The 21,368-nt window shown below is 71.7% G+C and carries 19 protein-coding genes; 15 read left to right on the top strand and 4 right to left on the bottom strand.

What is annotated here, in order from left to right:
- Positions 1-77 precede the first annotated feature (77 nt).
- Both obgE and Cco03nite_RS14250 read left to right on the top strand, forming a co-directional pair.
- Complete coding sequence (gene obgE / locus Cco03nite_RS14255) at positions 78-1,562, top strand: GTPase ObgE (RefSeq protein WP_203692544.1); 1,485 nt, start codon at positions 78-80, stop codon at positions 1,560-1,562.
- A gap of 127 nt (positions 1,563-1,689) precedes the next feature.
- A complete protein-coding gene (locus Cco03nite_RS14250; protein ID WP_203692543.1) occupies positions 1,690-2,130 on the top strand; it encodes a GNAT family N-acetyltransferase in 441 nt (146 codons plus the stop codon).
- Here the strand turns inward: Cco03nite_RS14250 and trpS are convergent.
- Positions 2,120-3,109, bottom strand: a complete 990-nt coding sequence (gene trpS, locus Cco03nite_RS14245; RefSeq protein ID WP_203692542.1) for a tryptophan--tRNA ligase — start codon at positions 3,107-3,109, stop codon at positions 2,120-2,122. The genes Cco03nite_RS14250 and trpS overlap by 11 nt on opposite strands.
- Before the next feature lie 304 nt (positions 3,110-3,413).
- Between trpS and pepN the strand changes: the two genes are divergently transcribed.
- From pepN to Cco03nite_RS14210, 7 genes are all read left to right on the top strand, one after another.
- A complete protein-coding gene (gene pepN / locus Cco03nite_RS14240; RefSeq protein ID WP_203692541.1) occupies positions 3,414-5,903 on the top strand; it encodes an aminopeptidase N in 2,490 nt (829 codons plus the stop codon).
- A 191-nt stretch (positions 5,904-6,094) separates the two neighbouring features.
- Positions 6,095-6,679 (top strand): nicotinate-nucleotide adenylyltransferase, encoded by a 585-nt coding sequence (gene nadD, locus Cco03nite_RS14235; RefSeq protein ID WP_203692540.1) that lies wholly within the window; start codon positions 6,095-6,097, stop codon positions 6,677-6,679.
- Between the two features lie 122 nt (positions 6,680-6,801).
- Positions 6,802-7,191 carry a ribosome silencing factor gene (gene rsfS / locus Cco03nite_RS14230; RefSeq protein ID WP_203692539.1) on the top strand — a complete coding sequence of 130 codons (390 nt, stop codon included), beginning with the start codon at positions 6,802-6,804 and terminating at the stop codon, positions 7,189-7,191.
- A gap of 64 nt (positions 7,192-7,255) precedes the next feature.
- Complete coding sequence (locus tag Cco03nite_RS14225; RefSeq protein ID WP_203692572.1) at positions 7,256-7,855, top strand: histidine phosphatase family protein; 600 nt, start codon at positions 7,256-7,258, stop codon at positions 7,853-7,855.
- A gap of 45 nt (positions 7,856-7,900) precedes the next feature.
- Positions 7,901-8,329, top strand: a complete 429-nt coding sequence (locus Cco03nite_RS14220; RefSeq protein WP_203692538.1) for a DUF5818 domain-containing protein — start codon at positions 7,901-7,903, stop codon at positions 8,327-8,329.
- An 11-nt stretch (positions 8,330-8,340) separates the two neighbouring features.
- Positions 8,341-9,219, top strand: a complete 879-nt coding sequence (locus tag Cco03nite_RS14215) for a DegV family protein (RefSeq protein WP_203692537.1) — start codon at positions 8,341-8,343, stop codon at positions 9,217-9,219.
- Between the two features lie 175 nt (positions 9,220-9,394).
- Positions 9,395-10,333 (top strand): hypothetical protein, encoded by a 939-nt coding sequence (locus tag Cco03nite_RS14210; RefSeq protein WP_203692536.1) that lies wholly within the window; start codon positions 9,395-9,397, stop codon positions 10,331-10,333.
- 73 nt (positions 10,334-10,406) lie between these two features.
- Here Cco03nite_RS14210 and Cco03nite_RS14205 read toward each other — a convergent pair whose 3' ends face one another.
- A complete protein-coding gene (locus tag Cco03nite_RS14205; protein ID WP_203692535.1) occupies positions 10,407-12,365 on the bottom strand; it encodes a S8 family peptidase in 1,959 nt (652 codons plus the stop codon).
- A gap of 504 nt (positions 12,366-12,869) precedes the next feature.
- Between Cco03nite_RS14205 and Cco03nite_RS14200 the strand changes: the two genes are divergently transcribed.
- Together Cco03nite_RS14200 and Cco03nite_RS42850 are read left to right on the top strand one after the other, a co-directional pair.
- Positions 12,870-13,079 carry a GntR family transcriptional regulator gene (locus Cco03nite_RS14200; RefSeq protein ID WP_373314236.1) on the top strand — a complete coding sequence of 70 codons (210 nt, stop codon included), beginning with the start codon at positions 12,870-12,872 and terminating at the stop codon, positions 13,077-13,079.
- A gap of 597 nt (positions 13,080-13,676) precedes the next feature.
- The gene (locus Cco03nite_RS42850; protein ID WP_275412037.1) at positions 13,677-13,799 is read left to right on the top strand and encodes a hypothetical protein; all 123 of its coding nucleotides are present in this window, start codon (positions 13,677-13,679) and stop codon (positions 13,797-13,799) included.
- Positions 13,800-14,456: 657 nt separating this feature from the next.
- Here Cco03nite_RS42850 and Cco03nite_RS14195 read toward each other — a convergent pair.
- Positions 14,457-14,942 (bottom strand): hypothetical protein, encoded by a 486-nt coding sequence (locus Cco03nite_RS14195; RefSeq protein WP_203692533.1) that lies wholly within the window; start codon positions 14,940-14,942, stop codon positions 14,457-14,459.
- Between the two features lie 381 nt (positions 14,943-15,323).
- On the opposite strand from Cco03nite_RS14195, the gene Cco03nite_RS14190 reads away from it, so the two are divergent.
- From Cco03nite_RS14190 to Cco03nite_RS43160, 4 genes are read left to right on the top strand one after another with little or no spacing between them, the layout of a single operon-like run.
- Positions 15,324-16,328 carry a ComEA family DNA-binding protein gene (locus Cco03nite_RS14190; RefSeq protein ID WP_239167364.1) on the top strand — a complete coding sequence of 335 codons (1,005 nt, stop codon included), beginning with the start codon at positions 15,324-15,326 and terminating at the stop codon, positions 16,326-16,328.
- Entirely contained in the window at positions 16,328-18,889 is a 2,562-nt protein-coding gene (locus Cco03nite_RS14185; RefSeq protein ID WP_239167363.1) for a ComEC/Rec2 family competence protein, read from the top strand. Before Cco03nite_RS14190 ends, Cco03nite_RS14185 begins: the two co-directional genes overlap by 1 nt.
- Positions 18,890-18,932: 43 nt before the next feature.
- Positions 18,933-19,916 carry a DNA polymerase III subunit delta gene (gene holA / locus Cco03nite_RS14180; protein WP_203692569.1) on the top strand — a complete coding sequence of 328 codons (984 nt, stop codon included), beginning with the start codon at positions 18,933-18,935 and terminating at the stop codon, positions 19,914-19,916.
- Positions 19,913-20,641 carry a hypothetical protein gene (locus tag Cco03nite_RS43160; protein WP_203692532.1) on the top strand — a complete coding sequence of 243 codons (729 nt, stop codon included), beginning with the start codon at positions 19,913-19,915 and terminating at the stop codon, positions 20,639-20,641. The genes holA and Cco03nite_RS43160 overlap by 4 nt, the downstream gene beginning before the upstream one ends.
- Before the next feature lie 283 nt (positions 20,642-20,924).
- Here Cco03nite_RS43160 and rpsT read toward each other — a convergent pair whose 3' ends face one another.
- Positions 20,925-21,191: a 30S ribosomal protein S20 gene (gene rpsT, locus Cco03nite_RS14170; protein WP_120316509.1), complete on the bottom strand. Its 267-nt coding sequence runs from the start codon at positions 21,189-21,191 to the stop codon at positions 20,925-20,927.
- Positions 21,192-21,368: the final 177 nt, after the last annotated feature.

Here is a 21,368-nt window from a genome sequence, read left to right as displayed (position 1 = left end):
TGGGTGGGCGGGCCCGGGGTGGGCGGGCACAGGCGGGCATATGCTGTTTTTCGGTTGAAGTATGTGGAGGATGGAACGTGGCTACGTTCGTGGATCGTGTGGTGCTGCACCTGCAGGCGGGTGACGGCGGCCACGGCTGCGTGTCCATCCACCGCGAGAAGTTCAAGCCGTTCGGCGGGCCGGACGGCGGCAACGGCGGGCACGGCGGCGGCATCCTGATGGAAGTCGACCCCAACGTGCACACGCTGCTGGACTTCCACTTCCACCCGCACATCAAGGCGACCAACGGCAAGGGCGGCGCGGGCAACAACCGCGAGGGCGCGAACGGCGGCGACCTGGTGCTCAAGGTGCCCTCGGGCACCGTCGTGCAGACGCTGGACGGCGAGGTCATCGCCGACCTGGTGGGTGCGGGCACCACCCTGGAGATCGCCCGGGGCGGCCGGGGCGGCCGCGGCAACGCGGCGCTGGCCAGCGCCCGGCGCAAGGCCCCCGGTTTCGCCGAGCTGGGCGAGCCCGGTGACCGGCTGGAGGTGGTCGTCGAGCTCAAGAGCGTCGCCGACGTGGGCCTGGTCGGCTTCCCGAGCGCGGGCAAGTCCTCGCTGATCTCGGTGATCTCCGCGGCCAAGCCGAAGATCGCCGACTACCCGTTCACCACGCTGGTGCCGAACCTGGGCGTGGTGCAGGCCGGCGAGCACGTGTTCACCGTCGCCGACGTGCCGGGCCTGATCCCGGGCGCGGCCGCCGGCAAGGGCCTGGGCCTGGAGTTCCTGCGCCACATCGAGCGCACCGCGGTGCTGGCCCACGTGGTGGACACGGCGACCCTGGAGACCGACCGCGACCCGGTGGCCGACATCGAGGCCCTGGAGGCGGAGCTGGCGCAGTACGGCGGGCTCGGGGACCGGCCCCGGATCATCGTGCTGAACAAGATCGACGTGCCGGACGGCCGCGACCTCGCCGACATCACCACCCCTGACCTGGAGAAGTTCGGCTGGCCGATCTACCAGGTCAGCGCGGCGACCCGGGAGGGCCTGCAGGACCTGGTGTACGCGCTGGCCCGGATGGTGGAGCAGCACCGGGCGGCCGCGCCGGTGCTGGAGCCGACCCGCATCGTGCTGCGCCCGAAGGCGGTCGACGACTCCGGCTTCGAGATCGTGCAGGACCGCGCGGGCGTCTGGGTGGTCCGCGGCAACAAGCCCGAGCGCTGGGTGCGCCAGACCATGTTCGACAACGCCGAGGCGGTGGGCTACCTCGCGGACCGGCTCGCCCGGCTCGGGGTCGAGGAGAAGCTGGGCAAGCTGGGCGCGCAGCCCGGCGACCCGGTGCGTATCGGCGAGCGCGAGTTCGACTGGCAGCCCACGATCTACGCGGGCAAGGACTTCACGCCCGGCAACCGCTTCACCGACGAGCGTCTCGAGGACGACATCACGCGTCCGAGGGCCTCGGAGCGGCTCGCGGCCCGCAAGGCGCGGCGGGAGCGCCCGGAGGGCGACACCGCGGGCGACGAGTGGCTGCCCGACGAGCGGGATCTGCCCGCCGCGGGCGATGACGACGACGATCTCTAGGCGGCGGTACCAGGGCGGACACTGTTGAGTAAAGGTTCGGCGACAGTGTCCGCCATCTCACCGCGTACCGCCTTACTGTGCGGTTTGTGAAACAACGCGGAAACAAGCCCTGGCTAGCGTGCTGACGGTGTTGATCCAGCACCGTGAGATCACCCACCCTGATGTCACCGCGCTCGTGCTCGCCGCTGAGGACGAACTCTTCACGCGGTATCCGGGCACCACCCGATCGCCCCTGGACCCCCACGCCCGTTTCGTCGTGGCGTACGTGCTGGGCAGGCCCGTCGGCTGTGGCGGCATCGTGCCGTCCGCGTCGGGTGTCGGCGAGATCAGGCGACTTTTCGTACTGCCGGCGCACCGCCGCGCCGGGGTGGCCCGCCGCATCCTTGCGGCTCTGGAACGACGGGCCACCGCCCAGGGCTGGGACTCGATCATCGGCGAGACCGGCGTGAACCAGCCTGAGGCGATCGCACTGTTCGACTCGTCCGATTACCAGCGGACCGAGCCGTACGGCAGGTACATCGGCAACCCCTACTCGGTCTGCTTCGCGAAGAAGCTGCTCAGAAGCTGACGAGTCCGATCGCTTCGCCGGCTCGCCGCAACGTGGCGGCGGCCCGCGGGCGTGCCCGGGACGCGCCCTCCCGCAACACCCGCTCGACCGTCTCCGGCCGTTGCCGCAGCGCCTCGTAGCGCTCCTGGATCGGCCGCAGCACCGCCACCACGGCCTCGGCGGTCTCCCGCTTGAGCTGGCCGTACGAGGCGAAGTCGCCGGCGGAGCCGGTGCAGGCCTGGTAGATCTCCAGCAGGTTGGTCACGCCGGGCTGGTTCTCCCGGTCACGGCGCACCGTGCTCCCGCTGTCGGTCACCGCGCGCATCACCTTGCGGCGTACCACCTCGGGTTCGTCGAGAATGCCGAGCACACCCACGCCGACCACATTGGTCTTGCCCATCTTGGCCGTCGGGTCGGCCAGGTCCATCACCCGCGCGGCGACCGGCGCGGGCACCGCCACCGGCACCGTGAAGGTCGGGCCGTAGCGGCCGTTGAACCGGTTCGCGACGGCGCGGGCCAGCTCGACGTGCTGCAGCTGGTCGTCGCCGACCGGCACCTGCTCGGTGTCGTGCAGCAGGATGTCGGCCGCCATCAGCACTGGGTAGGTGAGCAGGCTGAGCCGCACCTGCTCGGCCCGCGCGGCCTTCTCCTTGAACGCGACCATGCGCTGCGCCTCGCCGTAGCCGGTGGCGCATTCCAGCAGGTAGTGCAGCTGGGCGTGCTCGGGTAGGTGGGACTGGACGTACAGGGTGCAGCGTTCCGGGTCGACGCCGGCGGCGAGCAGCACCGCGGCCTGTTCCAGGGTCAGCGCGCGTACCGCGGCGGGATCATGCTCGACGGTGAGCGAGTGCAGGTCGGCGAGCATGGTGATCGTCTCGCTGTCGTCCTGCCCGGCCACCAGCGGCGCGATCATGCCGAACAGGTTGCCGAGCTGCAGGTGGCCGGTCGGCTTGCAGCCGGACAGGCGGCGGGCGCGGACGCGGGTCGGGGCGATGGTCATGTCGGTCTCCTCGGGAGTCGGACCACCCCGTCCGGAGACCCCGGCCCGGCGGGAGCCGTGCACGAAGAAGGCCGCCCGGAGGGGCGGCCTGGGTCGTCTTGCTGGGTTCGCGGAAGCGGGCCGCCCGTCAGGGCAGCCACCACATGGTGTTCGGCTTCTGCATGGCGACCATTCTCCCCGGACCGGGCCGGAACGGCAAGAATGAAACCGCGCTCAGGAGTCCACCGCAACATGCGGGGCGGACTCCGCATGTTGCGGGTGCCGGTTGTTCAACACATGCTTCGCATCAGGCAGGATGGGCCTCATGTCGCATCGTTGCCTCAGCCACCTCGAAGCCGTCGCGCGGGCCGCCACCGTTCGGAACCTCGCGTACGCCCTGGACGTGGATCTGACCACGGGAGACGAACTCTTCCGCACGGTCACCACCGTCCGCTTCACCGCCGACCCCGGCGCCGAGACGTTCCTGGAGGCGCGGCCGGAGCGGCTGCTCGGCGCCACCCTGAACGGCGTCGAGCTGCCCGCCGAGGCGTTCGCCGAGGGGCGCCTGCGGCTGGCCGACCTCGCCGCGGACAACACCGTCGTGGTGTCCGCCGAGTACGCCTACACCCGCTCCAGCGAGGGGATGCACCGCTTCGTCGACCCGGCCGACAAGCAGGTCTACGTGTACGCGCAGCCCTCGATCACCGACGCGCCGCGCTTCATGGCCTGCTTCGACCAGCCCGACCTCAAGGCGCCGGTGGCGCTGTCCGTCACCGCAGACCCGTCCTGGCTGGTCCGGGCCAACGCGGAGGGCGTGCAGAACCCGCCCGGCCGCTGGGAGTTCCCCGCCACCAAGCCGGTGGCGACCTACCTGATCACGCTCGTGGCCGGTCCTTACGTCGAGGTGACCGACAGCCACGACGGCATCCCGCTCGGCCTGTACGCCCGCGCCAGCTACGCCGAGGTGCTGGAGCGCGACGCGCCCGAGATCCTCTCGCTGACCAAGGCGTTCCTGGACCGCTACCACGAGCTGTTCGGCGTGCGGTACCCGTTCGGCAAGTACGACCAGGCGTTCGTGCCCGAGTTCAGCTGGGGCGCGATGGAGTTCCCCGGCTGCGTGGTGTTCCGCGACGAGCTGCTGTTCCGGGCGGCGGTGACCGACACCGAGCGGCTGGAGCGGGCCGCCATCATCGCCCACGAGATGGCGCACATGTGGTTCGGCGACCTGGTGACCATGCGCTGGTGGGACGACCTGTGGCTGAACGAGTCGTTCGCCACCTACATGGGCTACCGGCTGGTCGCCGAGGTCACCCCGTGGCCGCAGGCCTGGACCCGGTTCGGCGTCGGCCGCAAGGCCTGGGGGTACGCCGCCGACCAGCGCCCGTCCACGCACCCGATCGCGCCGACCGAGGTCGCCGACACCGACGCCGCGTTCGCCAACTTCGACGGCATCTCCTACGCCAAGGGCTGCTCGGCACTGCGGCAGCTGGTCGCGTTCATCGGCGACGAGGCGTTCTTGAACGGCCTGCGGGCGCACTTCGACAAGCACGCCTGGGGCAACGCCACGCTGGCCGACCTGCTCGGCGCGCTGTCGCTGGCCAGCGGGCGCGACCTGGACGCCTGGGCGCAGGCCTGGCTGCGCACCGCGCAGGTGAACACGCTGCGGCCGGTGATCGAGTGGGCGCCGGACGGCTCGTACGCCTCGGTGACCGTCGAGCAGACCGCGGCCGAGCAGTACCCGACGCTGCGCCCGCACCGGATCGGCCTGGGCTGGTTCGACGAGCACGGTGCCTGGCAGCGCACCGAGATCGAGGTGACCGGCGCGCTCACCCCGGTGCCGCAGCTGTCCGGCGTACGCGGCCGCGGCCTGCTGCTCAACGACGGCGACCTCACCTTCGCCAAGGTCCGGCTCGACGAGCGCACCCGCGCCGAGCTGCCCGCGCTGCTGGCCGCGCAGCCCGACCCGCTGTCGCGCTCGCTGTGGTGGAACAGCGCCTGGGACGCCGTACGCGACGCCGAGTGGCCCGCCACCGAGCTGGTCGAGCTGGCCGCCGCGGCGCTGCCCGCCGAGCCGGACGTCACCATCGTCGAGTCGGTGTTCGGGCTGGCCCGGTACGCGGCCACCCGTTTCGTGCCCGTGGACGGGCAGGCGGCCGCCCGTGCGGCGCTGGCCGGGGCGGCCAAGACCCTGCTGGCCACCGCGGAGCCGGGCAGCGGCCACCAGCTCGCCGCGGCCCGCACGCTCATCTCCACCGCCGCCGAGGACGACCGCGCCGTGCTGCGCGGCTGGCTGACCGGCGCGGACGTGCCCGCGGGCCTGGCCGTCGACGCCGAGCTGCGCTGGGCGATCCTGGGCCGGCTCGCGGTGCTCGGCGACGTGGCCGAGGAGGAGATCGACGCCGAGCTGCAGCGCGACACCAGCGACAAGGGCGAGCAGGAGGCCGTCCGGGTGCGGGCGAGCCGCCCCGACCCGGCCGCCAAGGAGCGGGCGTTCGACCTGGTCGTCACGGAGCAGGGCCAGTCCAACCGGATCGCGGTCGCAGCCGGGGCGGGGCTGTGGCAGCCGGAGCACGCGGAGCTGACCGCGCCGTTCGTGGCCCGGTTCTTCGCCGAGCTGCCGCGTTCGGAGGGCCGCTCCGGCGACATGCTGGCGCACCTGTCGAAGGCGGCCTACCCGTCGTACGCCGTGTCGGAGGACACACTGGCGGCCGCGCGGGTGGCGCTGGCGGGGGACATGCACCCGCTGCTGCGCCGCGCGCTGGCCGACGAGACCGACGACCTGGCCCGCGCCCTCCGCGCCCAGCAAGCCGCCTGACCAGCCCGTCCAGCTCTCCACCCGCCGCCTCGGCCCCGGTGGCCCGGGCGGCGGGCGGCCGCCCGCGTCCCCGGCCCCGCCCGACGTAGACGCCGGCCTATGACATCGAATCCGGTCGCCGATTTTTCGATGTCATAGGCCAGCGTCGATGACAAGCCGGGGCGCGACGCGCGCAGGCATAGAATCGGCGCGTGGCGACACGTATCGGGATCATGGGCGGCACCTTCGACCCCATCCACCACGGTCACCTCGTCGCGGCCAGCGAGGTGGCTGACCGGTACGCCCTGGACGAGGTCGTCTTCGTGCCCACGGGTCGGCCGTGGCAGAAGACCGAGCACGCGGTCACCCCGGCGGAGGACCGCTACCTGATGACGGTCATCGCCACCGCGTCGAATCCCCGGTTCAGCGTGAGCCGGGTGGACATCGACCGGATCGGGCCGACGTACACCGTCGACACGCTGCGCGAGCTGCGCGACCAGTACGGCGAGAAGACCGAGCTGTTCTTCATCACCGGCGCCGACGCGCTGTCGAAGATCCTGTCCTGGAAGGACGCGGAGCAGCTGTTCGAGCTGGCCCACTTCGTGGGGGTCACCCGTCCGGGGTTCATGCTGACCGACGCGCACCTGCCCGCCGACGTGGTGAGCCTGGTCCAGGTGCCGGCGATGGCGATCTCGTCGACGGACTGCCGCCGCCGGGTCGCCGCGGGCCAGCCCGTCTGGTACCTGGTACCGGACGGCGTGGTGCAATACATCACAAAGCGGCATCTATACCGCTGATGTCCGGGTGTCCCGGCCCACCGCGTGTCTATCTCAGCGGCAGACCGGGTAATCACTGTGAGACTCTGGATGCTGAGCCTGATCGCGAGCATCGCGACCGGGCCACCGACGAAAGGACCAAGGTGCCCGCAACCGAGCGTGCCGTCGAGATGGCCCTGGCCGCCGCGCAGGCGGCCGCCGACAAGAAGGCCGAGGACATCGTCCTGCTGGACGTGGGCGAGCAACTCGTCCTCACCGACGTCTTCGTGGTCGCCTCCGCTCCGAACGAGCGCCAGGTCCTGGCCATCGTCGACGCCGTCGAAGAGGCTCTGCTGAACCTGCCCGAGAAGGCCAAGCCGGTGCGCCGCGAAGGCGAGCGGGCCGGCCGCTGGGTGCTGCTGGACTTCGGCGACATCGTGGTGCACATCCAGCACAGCGAGGAGCGCGAGTTCTACGCCCTCGACCGCCTGTGGAAGGACTGCGCCCGGATCGAGTTCGTCGACCGCGACCTGGCGACCCAGGACGCTGCGTGATCCAGCCCCGCGAGGAGACCCGCAGCGAGGAGCAGGCGTGAGCTTGGAACGGGGCCAGGAGTCGATCACGCGTGTGCTGCTGTGGCGGCACGGCAACACCGACTGGAACGCCGCGCAGCGGGTGCAGGGCCAGCTCGACGTGCCCGTCAACGACCGCGGCCGGGCCCAGGCCCAGGCCGCGGCCGCGGTGCTCGCGCGCGGCGAGGCCCAGCTCATGATCACCAGTGATCTCAGCCGGTGCGTGATGACGGCCGCGCCACTTGTCGAGCTGACCGGCTTGACCCCCGAGCGCGACGCCCGGCTGCGCGAGCGGCACTTCGGCTCGTGGCAGGGGCTGACCACCCCGGAGGTGCGCGAGCGCTTCCCCGAGTCGTACGCCCGCTGGCGCGCGGCCGACCCGGACCCGGGCGACGGCATCGAGTCGCTGCCCGACCTGGGCAAGCGGGTCAGCGAGACGATCCGGCAGGCTGCCGAGCGGGTGCCCGGCGGCACCGCGATCCTGGTCAGCCACGGCGGGGCCATCAAGTACGGGGTGGCCGCGCTGCTCGGCTGGCCCGAGGAGATGCTGCCGACGGTCGCGCCGGTGCAGAACTGCCACTGGGTCGACCTGATCCTGCAGCCGTCGTACGGCTGGCGGGTGTCGGCGTACAACGTCGGCGCGTGAGGTCACTCGCGCAACTTGCCCCCGGGCGGTAGCGTCCGAACTGACATGACCACACGAACCCCCCTCACTCATCTGTTGCTGACCGGCGCGCTGCTGGGCGGTCTCCTGCTCACCGCGTGCGCCCCGAGCGAGGAGCCGGAGGTGGGCAGTTCCATGACCCCGCAGCCGTCGGCCTCGGCGGTGCCGCCGAGCACCGGCAGGCCGAAGCCGAGCCTGTCCGGGCCCGTGGTGCCGCCGCCCGCCAAGGACGGCGAGGTCGTCTCGGTGCGCGGGCTGGTCGAGCGGGTGGAGCTGGAAGGCGGCTGCACCGTGCTGCGCGCCGACACCGGCGCCACGTACCAGCTGATGGGCGGCGACCCGAACGTCGTCAAGCCCGGAGCCACCGTGACGATCCGCGGCCGGCTGCGCGGCGACGTCATGACCATCTGCCAGATGGGCCCCGTGCTCGAGGTCGTCTCGGCGCAGCCATCGTGACGGGGGGCCGCATGTCCGTGGCGGTCGTCACCGACTCCACCGCCTACCTGCCCGCCACCGTCGCGGACGGGTCGCTGACCGTCGTGCCGCTGCACGTCGTGCTGGGCGGCGTGTCCGGGCGGGAGGGCGTCGAGGTCTACCCTGCCGAGGTCGCCGTCGCGCTGGCCGCCCGCCGCGTCGCGGTGACCACCTCGCAGCCCACCCCGGCCGAGTTCGCGCAGGTGTACGACAAGCTGTTCGCGACGGGGGTGGACGGCATCGTCTCCGTGCACCTGGCCGGCGCGCTGTCCGGCACGCTCGGCGCCGCGTCGACCGCGGCGGGCGAGGCCGCCGGGCCGGTCGAGATCGTCGACTCCTGCTCGGCCGCGATGGGCGTGGGCTTCCCGGCCCTGGCCGCGGCGCGGGCCGCGGCGCAGGGCGAAGACCTCGCGGGGGTACGCGACGCCGCCCTGCACACCATCGACCGGACCAGCACCTTCTTCTACGTGGACACGCTGGAGCACCTGCGCCGCGGCGGCCGCATCAACGCCGCCTCGGCCCTGCTCGGCACCGCGCTGGCGGTCAAGCCCCTGCTGGAGGTCTCCGCGGGCGGCATCACCATGCGCGACAAGGTGCGCACCGCCGCCCGCGCGCTGGACCGGCTGGTCGCGCTCGCCCTGGAGGCGGCCGGCGACGGCCCCGTCGAGGTCGCCGTGCACCACCTGGCGGCCGCCGAGCGGGCCGACTGGGTCGCGCAGGCGCTGCGGGAGCGGCTCGGCGACCGGCTGTGCGAGCTGTACACCAGCGAGGTCGGCGCGGTGGTCGCCGCGCACGTCGGCCCCGGCCTGGCCGGCGTCGTCGTGCACCGCCTCCCCGAGGCGGCCCAGTCCCTGCTGGACGACCAGCTCTGAGCGTCGCGCCCGGCACGGCGGCTCGGCCTTTTCACAGACGTTGGCCTATCTCATCGATTTTCCGTGCCCCGGATTCGCCGAGATAGGCCAACGTCGATCAGAGGGCGCGCGCCGGCCGAGCCGTTCCCCGAACACGGGTGGCGCTGGGGCGGGGGCGTGGTGATACTCAGCGTTCATGGAGAAGGCTCGTTCTGAACTTCTCGGCCGGGACCTGGCGCATGCGCTGCGCACCGGCCCGTTCTCCGCCGCGTTGCACCTGGCCATCGAGGATCGGGGCATCCGGCCGGAGGAGATCCAGGAGAAGCTGTCCGCCGCCGGCATCAGCGTCAGCCTGGCCACCCTCAGCTACTGGCGGCGGGGACGCAGCCGCCCGGAGCGCCCCGAGTCCATGAAGGCGGTGCGGCTGCTGGAGCAGATCCTGTCGCTGCCCGCCGAGTCGCTCATCGCCCAGCTCGGCCCGCGCCGCCCCCGGGGCCGCTGGCTCAACCAGCCACCGGGGACCATCGACATCGACCGGCTCTTCGAGGACGGCAACAGCGTCTCGAAGATCATCCGGGAGCTGGACCGGTGGATGTACCACGAACTCACCCGGATCAGCCTGCACGACCTGTACCAGGTCGGCGCGCAGCGCCAGGAGCTGCGGCTCAACTGCCGCCAGGTGCTGCGGGCCAACGTGGACCGGGTGTCGCGCACCGTCGGCATCTTCCGCACCGACGACCTGGGCGCGCCCACCGGCGTGCACGCCCTGCGCAACTGCCGGCTGGGCCGGGTGCGCTCGGACCCCGAGTCGGGACTGCAGGCCGCCGAGATCATCTTCGACCGGATGCTGTCCCAGGGGGACACCGTCGTGCTGGAGTACGAGTTCGAGAGCGGCTCGATGATCGCCACCGACAACTACTACCGGGGCTTCTCGGTGCCGGTCGGGGAGTACGTGCTGCAGGTGCAGTTCGACCGCGACGCGGTGCCGGCCCGCTGCTACCGCTTCGAACGGCGCGGCCTGCACGCCCCCGACCAGGGCGTACGCGAGGTGTGGATCGGCTCGACGCACGGCGCGCACCTCGTCGCGACGGACATCCCGCCGGGCATCGTCGGCATGCGCTGGGAATGGGAGTGAGCGGCCGGGCATCGTCGTGAGATGCCCGGCCGCTCGGCCCCCCGTCGGCCTCCTGATCAGGAGGCCCCCCGGATCAGGAGACGCTGATGGTCACGTCGTCGATGACCCAGCTGGTCTGCAGCGACTGGTCCTCGACGCCGTTGAACTTCAGCGTCACCGTCTGCCCCGCGAACTGGCTGACGTTGACGACCTTCTCCACGTAGGCGGAGTTGGCGTCGAGGTTGGTCTGGGTGGCCACGGTCGTGCTGCCCATGGTCACCGTCAGCCGGTCCCAGATCTGCCCGTCGGTCTCGGCGGTGCTGATGCGCACCCAGTACCGCAGCGTGGCGCTGGTGCAGCTCGCCGGGATGGTCACCGACTGCTGGACCCAGTCGGTCTGGGTCTGGCCCTGGCCGCCCAGCCAGGCGCTACGGGTGCCGGTCTTGCCCGGGTAGCCGTAGCTCGACCAGGCGCCGACGACGCCCGTGTCGGCCGTCCACGGCGTGGTGCCGCTCTCGAAGCTGGAGTTGCCGACGACCTGCGCCGCGGTGCAGCCGCCGCCACCGGTGGTGATCGTCCAGGTGAAGTTCGCCGACCCGGACTTGCTCGCCGAGTCGGTGACCGTCACCGTGACGTTCGAGGTGCCCGCGGTGGTCGGGGTGCCCGAGATCAGACCGCTCGACGAGCTGATCGACAGCCCGGCCGGCAGGCCCGACGCGCTCCAGGTGTACGGCGACGTGCCGCCGGAGGCCTGCATCTGGAGGCTGGCCGCCTGCCCGACGACGCCGCTCCGGTTGCCCGGGTTGGTGACCGACGGGTTGTTCGGGTTCGTCCCGCCGTTCATGAAACCCGTGTAGAGCAGCCGGTTCGGCGAACCGGTGCCCGGCGAGGTGACCTTGCCGGTGGTGGCGTTGTTCACCAGCGCGTCACGCACCTGGGCGGGCGTCGCGTTGGGGTTCAGGCCCAGGTACACCGCGGCCGCGCCGGCCGTGTGCGGCGAGGCCATCGAGGTCCCGGTCATCGTCGCGCTGCCGTTGTTGCTGGAGTACGACGCCGACACGATGCTCGTGCCCGGCGCGAAGATGTCCAGGCAGGAACCGTAGTTGCTGCTGCTGTTGCGGGCGTCGGAGCTGTTGGTGTTGCCGACGGTGACCGCCGCCGCGACCGCCTGCGGGCTGTAGTAGCAGGCGTCGTCGGAGGAGTTGCCGGCCGCCTGGACGAACTGCACACCCGACGAGATCAGGCTCGACACGGCGCTGTCCATGGCCTGGCTGGTGCACCGGCTCTGGCAGCCGATGCTGTAGTTGACGACGGCCGGCTTCTGGGCGTTGGTGCGCACCCAGTTGATACCCGCGATCAGGTCGTCGTTGGTGCCGCTGCCCTGGCAGTTCAGCACCCGGACGGCCACGACGGAGGCCTTCTTGGCCACGCCGTAGCTGGTGCCCACGGCGGTGCCGGCCACGTGCGTGCCGTGTCCGTGGCAGTCCGTCGGCGAGCTGTCGTCGTCCACCATGTCCGTGCCCTGCTTGACGCGGCCGGTGAACTCGACGTGGTTGGCGTTGATACCGGTGTCGAGCACATAGACCGTCGCCCCCTGACCCGGGTTGGTGGGGTACGTGTACGCCTGGTTCAGTGGCAGGTTCGCCTGGTCGATCCGGTCGTCGCCCCAGTTCGGCGGGTTGTTCTGGGTGTCCAGCACGCCGATGCGCTGCACCGCCTCGACCGAGGCGACCGCGGGGTCGGCGGCCAGCTTGCGCGCCTGCGCCGCGGTCATGCCGACCGAGAAGCCGCGCAGACCGGCGGTGTAGACGTGGCGCGCCTTGCCGCCGAAGCGGCCGGCCAGGTCACGGGCCTTGGTGCCGACGGTGCTCGCGGGCACCGCGGAGTCCTTGAAGACCACGATGTAGCGGTCGGCGACAGCGCTCGGGCTGTCGGCGTACATGATGCTGCCTTCGGCCCCGGCGGGAGCGGCGTTGGCCGTCCCACCCGCGCCGAGCGCCCCGGCGAACGCGACGATGATCGCGAAGCCGAGAGCGGAGACTCGATGCCGCAAGGTTCTCTCCTCCCAGAGATCCCCGCTGCGCGGCCGGGTCCCGATGACACCGACCGCGTAGGGGTGACGCAGAACCTAGGAGCGGATGAATCCGTTGCGGCAGAGCGGTTAACAGCGATCGATGATTCGTAACGTCAAAACTGTTTATAGAACATGCGCCATGCCCCAGGTCGTGATCGGACGTCCTGCGTGATGTTCTGCGGCCGTGGCACGCTCCGGCTGTGATCAGGTCGTTGTCCACCGACGGCCCGCCGTTCACGAGCAAGAGAATTGCCGTCCTTGGCGGAGCTCAGGAACGCGGTCCACTCCTCGCGGTGAATACGACGACGCCCCGCCACCTGTGGGCAGCGGGCGCATTTCGCGTGGCGGCGCGCTAGGAGATTCGGCGCAGGATCATGTAGTCGAACTCCACGATGATGTTGACTCCAGGTATTGGTGGATCTCCGGTACGTGAGCGTGGTGTGATCGGGGGTGCCGACCCAGGAGTCATCCATGCCACTGCCTATGAGCTATCTCAAGATCGCCGAAGACCTGGCCGCCCGGATCAAGTCCGGGGAGTACCCAGCCGGATCCCAGCTGCCGACCTACAACGAACTCGCGGACCTCTACTCGGTCTCGTTCTCTACGATCACGCGCGTCATCGGCGTTCTCCGCCTGACCGGCGTGGTGGTCGGCGTGCCGGGACGCGGGACATTCGTGCCGGAGAAAGACTGACCTCCTAGCTGATCGCGCCATGCCGGGTGCGCAACCTGTGGCGTACCGGCGAGCTGCGTGTCGCGTAGGAGATCAAGTTCTGCCCCGCCAGCTGGTCGAGCACGACGCGTCGGTGATGATGCCGCACGGGGACGGCAACTTCGGCGGCATCTGTGACGACCTCGCCCCGGCCGTCGACATCACCGAGCGGGTGCACCGGGCACGCGTCCTGCAGGATGTCTCAGCGCGGGCGGAGCACGAAGGTTTACCGGTACAGCGGGGCCAAACACGATGGCTCGGGCCTCTACCTGCGGAAACCATCCACATCGTTGACGGGGCGCGCGTGGTCGCCTGGGGGCGCCTACCACTCCCTCGTTTTTGTGGCAGGTCTTCAGGGTCGAACCAGGGCCGGACCCTCAGAGGGGTGCGCTAGCGTTTCTGGCGTGGAGCTGAATCCGAGCTGGAGGCTGGCTGATGGCATCGCTATGACGTCAACGCCGACGCCGTATCGACGCCACTCTGACGAGTGGCGTGACGGGGCGTCGGTATCGCTATTCGGCCAATGGCGGCTATATCCCGCCAGCAGGTCGGCGGCCGCAGGCACATAGAATCCGATGCGTGACAACGGTTTTGAAGCCCTCCGTGCAGCTGATCGCCTGGACGAACTTCCAGGCTGCGACCGAGGTGCCGTGGGACACGGACACCGAGGGCGGCCAGCTGCACAAGGAGTTCGCTGACTAGCCGCATCACCGAGGTGGGCCACCTGTCGGTGCTCGAACAGGGCTCCGCGACGTTCCACTTCACGGGCATCTCGCGAACTTTCACGAGAAGTCCGAACGCCGGCACGGACAACGTGCCGGACACCGGCTCCGCAAAGCGGAACGGCACCCGCTGCGAACGGGTGCCGCCCTCTGGAGCGCATCAACCCGGCTTGCCCGCCAAGATTGGAGTTCTCCGTGTTTTCTGTGCCCAGAGTACAGAACCACAAGCAGCTTGTTGAGCCGCCCGACGGTTCAGTGGGCGACATCGCACCTGACCAGGGGCCTGAGGAAGGCGCAAGTCAGGCCAACCGTGCCGTGCTGTGGGTCGGCCTGGCAACTGCGGCTGCAGCGTTCGGCGCGGCGTGCTGCGGTGCGTTCGGGTCCGCGGCCGCGCCAGCCGTGGACCTCATCAAGACCCTGATGGACTCCTAGCGCCAGCCCGGGTGCGCACGATCGTGCGCACCCGGGCACCTTCCGCGAGGTGCGGGAAATCTCGACGTGCTCTCGGGCGGTCCGCCGTGCCAGCGTCTACACCTCGGAGTCCCGAGGGCCAAGTCCGCTAGGTTATGTGCACGACGAACGACGCTCACCCGCCTCGGCGGAGGGGTCCGCTCGGCGGAGTCGCCTCCATGGACCTTCAGGTCGACCAGACCATCGCTTGTGCCGGTGCTGGCGGCACAACCAGCTGGTACGTGTCGGTCCACTGCTCCTGTTTGCGGGTGCCGTGGGCTGTCACACGGATCCGAAGGTGGGCTGGCCGCTCCTCGCCGAGATGGATGCGCCGGGCGGTCCGCTCACCCAGTCCGACCGGCTCGAACCCGCAGGCCCGCAGGCCCGCCACATCGGACCTGCTTATCCCGTGCTGATCAACCTCGAAATAGACCGACTCGGGGTCCAGGATCTCCACGCGTATTGAGGTGAGCGTGCCCTCGCTCTTGGTCCGGAGTAGGCACAGCTTGAACCAGACGTCGTTATTGATCGACTCCACCTCGGGGGTGAAGACCGGTGCCCGTTCGGCCAGTCGGCGCGCGGAGTCGTTCGTCGCGAGGGAGCGTGCGTACCACGCGCTGAACCCTGCGAGGATGACGGCGAAGAGCGACACGATGAATGCAGCTACGACCATGACGGAAACGGTAATCGTGGCTCGCGTTCCGTCTGACCAGCGACTCGGTCAGAGTTATCTACAGGTCACCGAGCGCCGCTCGCGCGAGGACTTCCTCAGCGCCACGATCGGCGCACATCCCCGATCGCTCACCCTGCACCCGGGGCTCGACAATGGCGGGCATGCGGCCGCCGTTCCTGGAGTCCATATCGAATGAGATGCGCCGTTCCTGGCGGCCATGGCACAGCGAGGTCGCCGATCTCCATCCGTGGTCCCTGCGAGTGCGGGTCAGCCATAGCACGTCGAGCTGTAGATCAGGCGGTTGTCCACAAGCGGCCCGTTGTCCACAGGCAAGAGATTTGGGGCGTTCGCGCACCGCGCGCCCGCCCCTAACGTGGCCGCGTGCCGCCGTCCCCGTTCCGTAAACTGCCGCCCGCCGAGGCCAACCTCGACCGGCTGCACCGCGTGCTCAGTCCGAACGCCGCGCCGTCGCCGTGGCCCGATCCGCTGGACATGCCGTTTCTCGACGTGCTGCCCGACTTCCCGCTGTCGCGTCCAGCCCGGCGCTTCCTGCCGCTGGACCCGGCCGTCGAAAGCGCTTCGCCGATGCGTGCCGAGGCACAGCCGTTCGGGCATTCGGCAGCGGCCTTCGACGCCGCGTTTTCGGTGACGATGCCTCCCGCTGTGGTTCCGGTGACGGCGTCCGGCGCCGTGCCGAGCGCCGCACCGGTCGCGTTTTCGGGTGGAGTGCCGCCGGATGCGGACAGCCTGCCGATGGCGGACTCCCCGCCGAGCGCGTTGCCAGGGCGGGCGGCGTTCGATCCGGGGCGGCGCGGACTGCGGGCGCTGGCAGCGGTGGCTGCGCTGGTGGTCGCCGTTGCGGCATACCTGGCCTGGCAGGCGCGGCCGTCCGTGGAGCCCGCGCCCGAATCGGTGCCGCTGCCCGTGGCGGAGTCGGGGCGACCGGCGGTGTCGCCCTCGCCGACGACGCTGGTCGTGGCGGTGACCGGGCGGGTACGCAAGCCGGGCCTGGTCAGGCTGCCGCCCGGTGCTCGGGTCGCGGACGCCATCGAGGCCGCGGGCGGGGTGCTGCCCGACACCGACCTGTCCGCTGTGAACCTGGCCCGCAAGGTCACCGACGGTGAACTGATCGCGATCGGGGTGCCGGGCGTGGCCGCCGCGGACGGTCCGGCCGCCGGGGCGGGGACCGGCGCAGGTCCGGTGAACCTCAACACCGCGACCCTCGCCCAGTTGGACGCGCTGCCGGGAGTCGGTCCGGTGCTGGCCCAGCGCATCCTCGACCACCGGGCCCGGCACGGCGACTTCCGCAGCGTCGGTGACCTGCGCCAGGTCGAGGGCATCGGCGAGTCGAAGTTCGCCCAGCTCAAAGATCTGGTGACGGTCTGATGGAGCGCCCCACCGGACCGGTTCACCGGCCGCTGGACGGCCCCGATCTGCGGCTGGCTCCGTTCGCGCTGGGCTGCTGGGCGGCGTCGCTGGCCGGGCTGTTCACCGGCCTGGCATTCACCCTGGCGCTCGGCGCGGCGGGAGCCGTCGGCGCGACGCTGGTCGCGGTCCGCCGGACCGGCCTGGGCCGGGCCGCGCGGGCATCGGACCGGTGGCCGTGGGTTCCGTCGGCGGTCAGGCGGTCCGCGGCGCGGATGCGATGCCGCCGGCCTTCCGAGCCGGACAACCGCTGTGCTGCCCGGCAGTCAGACCGGCAGCCGTCACCGCAGCGGTCGGGTGGGCGGCACGGGGTGTGGACAGCCTGGCGGCGGGTGCTCTTGCCGGTTCGGCGAGGGGACAGGGAAGCGAAGCCGGGCACTTGGCGGTGGATCGTGGCGGGGGCGTTTCTCGGGGTGCTGTGCGGGGCGGCGGCGACCGGGGCACGGCTCGCGGCGAGGGATGCCGAGGAGATCGCCGCGTTGGTGGACAGGCGGACGTCGGTGACGGTGACGCTGGTCGTGCGCGACGACCCGCGCCGGTCGCCCGGGATCGTCGGGCGGCCCGCGACCTGGGTGGTGGCGGCTGACCTGGAGCAGGCCGGTGACCTGCGTACCGACGTCGGGCTGCTGGTGTTGGCCAGTGGCGACGGCTGGGCGGGGCTGCTGCCAGGGCAGCGGGTGCGGGTGCCTGGCCGGTTCGGCCCGTCCCGGGGCGGTGACCTGAGGGCGGCGGTGCTGTCCACGGAGCGGCCGCCGGAGCTGCTGGGGGAGGCGTCGTGGGCGCAGCGGGCGGCGGGCGGCCTGCGCTCGGGGCTGCAACGGGCCTGCGCGCCGCTGGACGCCGCCACCGGCGGGCTGCTGCCGGGACTCGTGGTGGGCGACACCAGCCGCCTCGACCCGGCGGTCGAGCAGTCCTTCCGCGACACCGGGATGACTCATCTGACGGCCGTCTCGGGCAGCAACGTAGCCATCGTCACCGGGGCGGTGCTGCTGCTGGCCCGGCGGACCCGGGCGGGGCCGCGGCTGACCGCGGTCGTGTGCGCGGTGTCCGTGGTCGGGTTCGTGATCCTGGCCCGGCCGTCGCCGAGTGTGCTGCGGGCTGCGGTGATGGGCGGGATCGCGCTGCTGGCGCTCGCCTCGGGCCGGTCGCGCGCGGCGCTGCCCGCGCTGTCGGCGGGTGCGGCGGTGCTGCTGATGGCCGACCCCGAGCTGGCTGCCGACGCGGGTTTCGCGTTGTCGGTGCTCGCCACGGCCGGGCTGCTGCTGCTCGCGCCGCCGATGCGCGACGCGCTGCGCCGCCGGGGGATGCCGGGCGGGGCCGCCGAGGCGCTGGCCGTGCCCGCCGCCGCGCAGGTGGCCTGCGCCCCGGTGGTCGCGGGCATCAGCGGCACGTTGAGCCTGGTCGCCGTACCCGCGAATCTGGTGGCGGTGCCCGCGATCGCGCCCGCGACCGTCACCGGGGTCGCCGCCGCGCTGCTGTCGCCGGTGTGGCCGGGCGGCGCCGAGTTCGCGGCCTGGCTCGGCAGCTGGCCCGCGTGGTGGCTGGTCACCGTGGCCAGGGTTGGTGCGCAGGTGCCGGCCGGGGTGTTGCCGTGGCCGGGCGGGCCGCCGGGCGCGCTGCTGTTGGCCGGGTTGACCGTGCTGCTCATGGTCGGTTTCCGGCGTCCTGCGGTACGCCGGCTGGCGGCCGTCGTGGCGCTCGCGGGAGTGCTCGGCGCACTGCCGGTGCGCGTGCTCACCGGCGGGTGGCCGCCTGACGGCTGGCTGGTCGTGGCCTGTGACGTCGGCCAGGGCGACGCCACCGTGCTCAACGCGGGCGGCGGTGCGGCCGTGGTCGTCGACGCCGGGCCCAAGCCCCGCGACGTGGACCGCTGCCTGCGCGAGCTGGACGTGGACGAGGTGCCGTTGTTGCTGATCAGCCACTTCCACGTGGACCACATCGGCGGCCTCGACGGGGTGCTCGCCGGGCGGCGGGTCGGTGCTCTGGTCACCACGCCCTGGCCGGAACCCGCCACCGGTCGGGAGGCGGTGACCCGGGCCGCCGCCGCGCACCGGGTGCCGGTGTCGGACGCCCCGGAGCCCGGTGGCTGGACCGTCGGCGACGTACGGCTGGAGGTGCTGCCCGCGCCACCCGAACGCGGCACCCGCAGTGACCCGAACAACAACTCCCTGATGCTCGTCGCGACCGTACGCGGGGTGCGGGTGCTGCTGACCGGCGACGCCGAGACAGAGCGGCAGCATGCGCTGCTGGCGGCGGGCGTGGACGTGTCCGCTGCCGTGCTGAAGGTCGCCCACCACGGCAGCGCGTTTCAGGAACCGTCCTTCCTGGACGCCGTCGCTCCGCGGATCGCCCTGGTCAGCGTGGGGGAGGGCAACGACTACGGGCATCCGAGCGGCTCGGTGCTGGCACGGCTGTCGGGGCGGGGCGCGCTGGTGCAGCGCACCGACGTCAGCGGCGACCTCGCGGTGGTGCTCGACGCGGGCAAGCTTTCCGTCGTTCTCCCGACGCGCCCGTTGGAGTGACGGCGGGCGGGTGCCAGTTCGCACGTGCGACGATAGCGAGGTGGTGAGCCAGGTTCCGTCCCCCGTCCTGACACCCGTGGTCCTCGTGCTGGGCGACGAGGAGCTTCTGGTGGCGCGCGCGATCGCCGACGCGGCCGCGCAGGCGCGTGCCGTCGACCCGTCGGCCGAGGTCCGCGAGGTGGAGGCCGGCACGATGCTCGTCGGCGAGCTCGCCGAGCTGCTCAGCCCGTCGCTGTTCGGCGGGGTCCGGGTGGTGGTGCTGCGTGCCGGGCAGGACGCCAAGAAGGACGTGTCGGCGGTGCTGCTCGACTACGCGAAGTCGCCCGACCCGGACGTGACCCTGGTCGTCGCGCACGCCGGCGGTGCCAAGAACAAGGCGCTGGCGGACTCGCTGACCAAGGCGGGCGCGTCCGTGGTGCCCGCGGCGAAGCTGAGCAAGCACCGTGACCGGGTGGACTTCGTCACCGGCGAGGTGCGCCGGCTCGGCGGGCGCTGCGCGACCGACGCCGCCGAGACTCTGATCGAGGCCGTCGGCAACGACCTGCGCGAACTCGCGGCGGCCTGCTCGCAGTTGATGGCCGACACCGGCGGCCGGATCGACCAGGCCACGGTGGCGCGTTACTACCGGGGCAAGGCCGAGGTGAGCGGGTTCGCCGTCGCCGACGCCGCGGTCGCCGGGGACGTGCCCGCTGCGCTGGAGGCGCTGCGCTGGGCCCGGCACAGCGGCGTGGACCCGGTGCCGATCGCGGACGCGCTGGCCGACGGCGTACGCACCGTGGCGCGGGTCGCCTCGGCGGGGCGCGGCAACGCGTACCAGCTGGCCTCGACGCTCGGCATGCCCGCCTGGAAGATCGAGAAGGCGCAGCGGCAGGCGCGCGGCTGGACCCCGGACGCGCTGGTGCTCGCGATGCGGGCGGCCGCCGACTGCAACGCCGCCGTGAAGGGCGGCGAGGAGGACCGCGACTACGCGCTCGAACGCGCCATCGTGGCGTTCGCGCAGGCCAAGCAGGCGGGAGGCGGGCGATGACAGCGGGTATCCGTTCCCGGCGCGCCGGGGGCATCAGCCCCGAGGAGGCGCGCAACCGGCCGCTCTACGCCCGGGTGCTGGGCCTGCAGTACGTGCGCCCGAGCAGCCTGCTGTGCTTCCTGTACTTCGAGGGCACCGTGGCGCTGGCCGTGCTGCTGTCCCTGGCCGAGCTGACCGGCTGGTGGGCGGTCGCCGTGCTGCCCGTGTCGGTGGCGGTGATGGTGAAACTCAACGACGTCATCGCGGGTGCGACGACCCGGTCCGGTGGTGCGACCACCCGGTCCCGCGGCCAGGCGACCCGGCCGAAGTCCGCCGCGCGACGGGCCCTCGCCCAGCCGACCGTACGGCTGCGAGTGGCCGCCCCGGCCGAGGGCACCCGACCGCCCCGCCGCGCGGAGCGCCCCACCGATGACGACCGCGACCCGTTCCCGACCCGCCCGACCCACCAGGACCCGTCTAGCCCGCGAAACGGGACCGGCAACGACATCCCGGACCCCTACTCCGGCCCCACCGGCTACGGCGAGCAGGGCGGCTACGGCCAGCAGCAGCAGGACCCCTACGCCGACCGGACGAGCTACCCCGGCCAGGACACATACGCAGGCCCGACCGGGTACGGCGCACCGGCACCAGCACCGTCGGCGACGGCCGCCTCGGACGCCGACGAGCCCTGGCTCAGCACCGCCGAGCAGCGCGCCCGCCAGTCCGCCGCCTACCGCTACGAGTAGCCCGCGCCCCCTCGCACTGCCACCCCCGCCCCACCGCGTTGATCATGAACTTATGGCACGGCTCGACGGCGAGTCATGTCCACAACTTCATGGTCATCCGACGTGCGGCCGACGGGTCGCCATCGATCATGAAGTTGTGCCTCGGACACGCCGCTGACCCGTGCCATAAGTTCATGATCAACGCGGTGGGGCGGGGGTGGGGAGACACCGATGCCCGGCTCCCCGATGGGGGGCCGGGCATCAGGTGATGTCTTGGCGGTGCCGGGAGGGCACGCTGCGACGATCAGGCAGAGAGCGAAGCCAGCTTCTTGGCGATCGACGACTTGCGGTTTGCCGCCTGGTTCTTGTGGATCACGCCCTTGCTGACGGCCTTGTCCAGCTTGCGCGAGGCGTCGCGCAGCAGCGCGGTGGCGTTCTCGACGTCACCGGCGACGGTCGCCTCGTGGAACTTGCGGACAGCGGTCTTCAGCGACGACTTGACCGACTTGTTGCGCAGCCGGGCCTTCTCGTTCTGCCGGTTGCGCTTGATCTGGGACTTGATGTTCGCCACGCGACAGCCTCGTCCTGCTCGTTTCGGGTGATTGGTTCGGATGGGCCGGCGCAACGAAGCACCAGCCGCGACGTGCCAGGTTACCAGGTGGCCTGGGTGTCGGCCAAAACGGGCCGACGTGACACCCGTCGCGGTGCCCTGCCCGGACAGCGTAGCGCAGCTGCGACGATCACTGTT

Source organism: Catellatospora coxensis (assembly GCF_016862635.1).
Classification (GTDB): Bacteria; Actinomycetota; Actinomycetes; order Mycobacteriales; family Micromonosporaceae; genus Catellatospora; species Catellatospora coxensis.
The sequence above is the reverse complement of the archived record's forward strand: the minus strand, read 5'-3'. Positions and strand labels throughout refer to the sequence as shown.

Coding starts and splice junctions, on each gene's coding strand:
- trpS (WP_203692542.1), bottom strand. CDS start 3,109: ATGACCATCGCCCCGACCCGCGTCCGCGCCCGCCGCCTGTCCGGCTGC.
- pepN (WP_203692541.1), top strand. CDS start 3,414: ATGTCGCATCGTTGCCTCAGCCACCTCGAAGCCGTCGCGCGGGCCGCC.
- Cco03nite_RS14220 (WP_203692538.1), top strand. CDS start 7,901: ATGACCACACGAACCCCCCTCACTCATCTGTTGCTGACCGGCGCGCTG.
- Cco03nite_RS14215 (WP_203692537.1), top strand. CDS start 8,341: ATGTCCGTGGCGGTCGTCACCGACTCCACCGCCTACCTGCCCGCCACC.
- Cco03nite_RS14210 (WP_203692536.1), top strand. CDS start 9,395: ATGGAGAAGGCTCGTTCTGAACTTCTCGGCCGGGACCTGGCGCATGCG.
- Cco03nite_RS14200 (WP_373314236.1), top strand. CDS start 12,870: ATGAGCTATCTCAAGATCGCCGAAGACCTGGCCGCCCGGATCAAGTCC.
- Cco03nite_RS14195 (WP_203692533.1), bottom strand. CDS start 14,942: ATGGTCGTAGCTGCATTCATCGTGTCGCTCTTCGCCGTCATCCTCGCA.
- Cco03nite_RS14185 (WP_239167363.1), top strand. CDS start 16,328: ATGGAGCGCCCCACCGGACCGGTTCACCGGCCGCTGGACGGCCCCGAT.
- Cco03nite_RS43160 (WP_203692532.1), top strand. CDS start 19,913: ATGACAGCGGGTATCCGTTCCCGGCGCGCCGGGGGCATCAGCCCCGAG.